Origin of the sequence: Streptomyces phytophilus, assembly GCF_013870535.1 — a bacterium.
Classification (GTDB): Bacteria; Actinomycetota; Actinomycetes; order Streptomycetales; family Streptomycetaceae; genus Streptomyces; species Streptomyces phytophilus.
In genome coordinates this window covers 1-3389 of the sequence record NZ_JACBXC010000652.1, presented here as the reverse complement: position 1 = coordinate 3389, position 3389 = coordinate 1, and the positions used below count along the sequence as shown (strand labels likewise).

Below are 3389 nucleotides of genomic sequence, written 5' to 3'. Positions count from 1 at the left end.
CACGGTGACCCGGTCCGCCATCGCTCACTTCTCTCCTGGTCGTCGGCTGCGGGGCGCGCCGGCGGGCCGGCGCACGCTCCCGGCTCGCGGCGGCACGCGCGTACGGTGCGTACACGCGGACGCGCGCCGGAGGCAAGGGAGCGTCAGAGCACACTACTCCCGCCGTCCGCGTCCAGATCCTCCGGCAGCAGGCTCCAGACGATCAGGTCGGTGCGGATGTCCGTCCAGCCGCCGTCCTCGGTGCGGGTGCGCGCTATCCAGGCGTTGCGCAGGACGCCCTCGCTGATGCCGCCGAGCTTCTGCGCGACCTGCTGCGCCGCCGTGTTGTCCGCGGCGGTGCGCAGTTCCAGGCGCTCGAACTTCTGCACGCCGAAGAGCCAGCGCGCGACGACGAGCACCGACTCCGCGGCGTACCCTTCGCCGCGCGCCCAGGGGGCGACGATGTACGAGACCTCGGCGGCCAGCGTGCGCCAGTCGGTGCGGCTGAGGTGGACGACGCCGACGAGCCGCTGGGTGAGGAACTCCGAGACCGCGAAGACGATGCCCCGGCCGCCGGTGCGCTCGGCCGGGGCTACGCGCGTCACCCACTCCAGGGCGTCGTCCCGCGTGAACGGGTGCGGTGCCTGCGTCCACGCGGTGACGGCGTCGTCGTTCATCATCTCCGTCAGCGCCGGCACGTCCTCCTCGTCGAACGGGCGGAGCACCAGCCGGTCCGTGCTGAGGGAGACGTCCGGGAAGGTGGATGACATGCGCTTCTCCGAGTGCGTGGACCGATGACGAGCTGACTCGGACAGCATGCAGCATCCGCGGGCGGATATGCCACGGCTCAGCCGACGGGACCGAACACCGGTACGGACGAGGGGAACTCCTCCGCCATGAACTCCTTGGTCTCGGGGGAGTTGAGCAGTTCGCCGAGCTTCCTGATCCCGGGGTCGTCCGCGTCGTCGGCCGGCACGGCGAGGATGTTGACGTACGGGTTGCCCTCGGCCTGCTCCAGCGCGATGGCGTCCGACTTGGGGTCGAGGCCGGAGTCGATCGCGTAGTTGCCGTTGATGACGGCGGCGTCCACATCCTGGAGCGCCCGCGGCGTCTGGGCCGCCTCCAGCTCCCGGATGTCCAGGCCGCGGTCGTCGGCGATGTCGGCGAGGGTGGCGTTGAGGCCGGTGCCGTCCTTCAGCTCGATGAGGCCCTCGGCGTCGAGGAGGTGGAGGGCGCGGCCCTCGTTGGTGGTGTCGTTCGGTACGGCGACGGTGTCACCGCCGCCGATGCCGGAGACGTCGTCGGCCTCGTCGGAGTAGAGGCCGAGCGGTTCGACCAGCACGCCGACGGTGGGGACGATGTCGGTGCCGTTCTTGTCGTTGTAGTCGTCGAGGAACGGGGTGTGCTGGAAGAAGTTGGCGTCGACCTCGCCGTTCGCGACGGCCTCGTTGGGCTTGACGTAGTCGGTGAACTCCCGGATGCGCAGGTCGATCCCGGCGTCCGCGGCGAGGTTGTCCTTGACGAAGGTGAGGATCTCGCCGTGCGGTGCGGGCGTCGCGGCCACGGTGACGGTGTTCGCGCCGCCGTCGCCGCCGTCGGAGGTGAGGTTGGCGGTGCCCACGGTGAGCGAGCCGACCAGCGCGACGCCGGCGACCGCGGTGACTCCGGCCCGCGCGGGCCGGGAGACGCGCAGGTAGGCGGCGCTGCGGGTGCTGCGGTCGCTGAGGCTGCGGACGAAGAAGTCGCCGATCAGCTGGACGACGTTGACGAGGACGACGAGCAGCACGACGGTGACGAGCATGACGTCGCCCTCGTAGCGCTGGTAGCCGTAGCGGATGGCGACGTCGCCGAGGCCGCCGCCGCCGACGGCGCCGGCCATGGCGGAGTAGCCGACGAGGGCGATGACCGTGGTGGTCAGGCCCGCGACCAGGGACGGCAGCGCCTGCGGCAGCAGCGCCTTGCGGACGACGGTCCAGGTGCTGCCGCCCATCGACTGCACGGCCTCGGCGAGGCCGGCGTCGACCTCCCGTACCGCGGACTCGACCAGCCGGGCGAAGAAGGGGATCGCGCTGATCGCCAGCGGCACGATGGCGCCCTTGAGGCCGATCGACGTGCCGACCAGCGAGCGCGTGAATGCGGTCAGGGCCAGCATCAGGATGATGAACGGCAGCGAGCGGCCGATGTTCACGACGAGCCCGATGACCCGGTTGACGAGGACGTTCTGCAGCGGCCTGCCGCGGTCGGTGAGGACCAGCAGCACGCCCAGCGGCGTGCCGGCGACGACGGCGATGAGCGCCGCCCAGCCGACCATGGCCAGCGTCTCCCAGAGCCCGGTCAGCAGCTCGGGGCGTATCTCGGTCCAGCTCACTTGGCACTCTCCAGGGCGGACAGGCCGGCGGCGCCGGCACCGGCCCGGTCGGCGTCGACGCCGACCGGGTCGATCTGCAGGCCCTGCTCGCGCAGGAAGCCCAGGGGGACGACGTTCTCCTCGTACGGGCCGGGCAGCTCGATGCGCATCCGGCCGACCTGCCGGCCGCCGACGGTGTCCATGGCGGCGCCGAGTATCGACACGTCGAGGTTGTAGGTGCGGGAAAGGTGGGAGATCACCGGGCGGCCGGCGGTGTCGCCGTGGAAGGTGATGTCGACGACGGTGCTCTCGGTGCCGTACGCCTCGCCGCCGACGGGGAAGAGCTGGGCGGCGATCTCGGAGCCGGGGGTGGCCAGCAGCTCGTCGAGGGTGCCGGACTCGGTGATGCGGCCGGAGCGCATCAGGGCCGCGGAGTCGCAGACGGACTTGACGACGTCCATCTCGTGGGTGATGAGCAGGACCGTCAGGCCGAGTTCGCGGTTGAGTTCGCGCAGCAGCGCCAGGACGGAGCGGGTGGTCTCGGGGTCGAGCGCGGAGGTGGCCTCGTCGGAGAGGAGCACCTGCGGGTCGCCGGCGAGCGCGCGGGCGATGCCGACGCGCTGCTTCTGGCCGCCGGACAGCTGCGCCGGGTATGCCTTGGCGCGGTCGGCGAGGCCGACGAGGTCGAGGAGTTCGAGGGCCTTGCGGGCCCGCTCCTGCCCGGACAGGCCCAGGATCTCCAGCGGCAGTTCGACGTTGTCCTGCACGGTGCGGGCGCTGAGCAGGTTGAAGTGCTGGAAGATCATGCCGATACGGGTGCGGGCGGCGCGCAGCTCGCGGCCGGTCAGGGCCGTGAGGTCCTGGCCGGCGACCGTGACGGTGCCGGAGTCGGGGCGCTCCAGGAGGTTGATGCAGCGGATGAGGGTGGACTTGCCGGCGCCGCTGCGGCCGACGACGCCGAAGACCTCGCCCTCGCGTACGCGCAGGTCGACGCCGTCGAGCGCGGCGGTCTCGCGGCCGCGCGAGCGGTAGACCTTCTTCAGGTCCGTAACTGTGATCACGT

2 protein-coding genes and 2 pseudogenes are annotated in these 3389 nt (G+C 71.6%); all 4 read right to left on the bottom strand.

Translation table 11 applies throughout. The features are described from left to right. Nucleotides 1–143: 143 nt before the first annotated feature. Nucleotides 144–749 carry a GNAT family N-acetyltransferase gene (locus H5J30_RS22970; RefSeq protein WP_181789280.1) on the bottom strand — a complete coding sequence of 202 codons (606 nt, stop codon included), beginning with the start codon at nt 747–749 and terminating at the stop codon, nt 144–146. 77 nt (nt 750–826) lie between these two features. After that, nucleotides 827–1537 (bottom strand): annotated as a pseudogene (locus H5J30_RS37510) (MetQ/NlpA family ABC transporter substrate-binding protein); the annotation flags it as partial. A 90-nt stretch (nt 1538–1627) separates the two neighbouring features. Further along, nucleotides 1628–2347 (bottom strand): annotated as a pseudogene (locus H5J30_RS37505) (methionine ABC transporter permease); the annotation flags it as partial. Next, on the bottom strand, nt 2344–3387 hold the full coding sequence (locus tag H5J30_RS22960) for a methionine ABC transporter ATP-binding protein (protein ID WP_181789278.1): 1044 nt from the start codon (nt 3385–3387) through the stop codon (nt 2344–2346). The gene H5J30_RS22960 and the pseudogene H5J30_RS37505, both read right to left, overlap by 4 nt. Nucleotides 3388–3389: the final 2 nt, after the last annotated feature.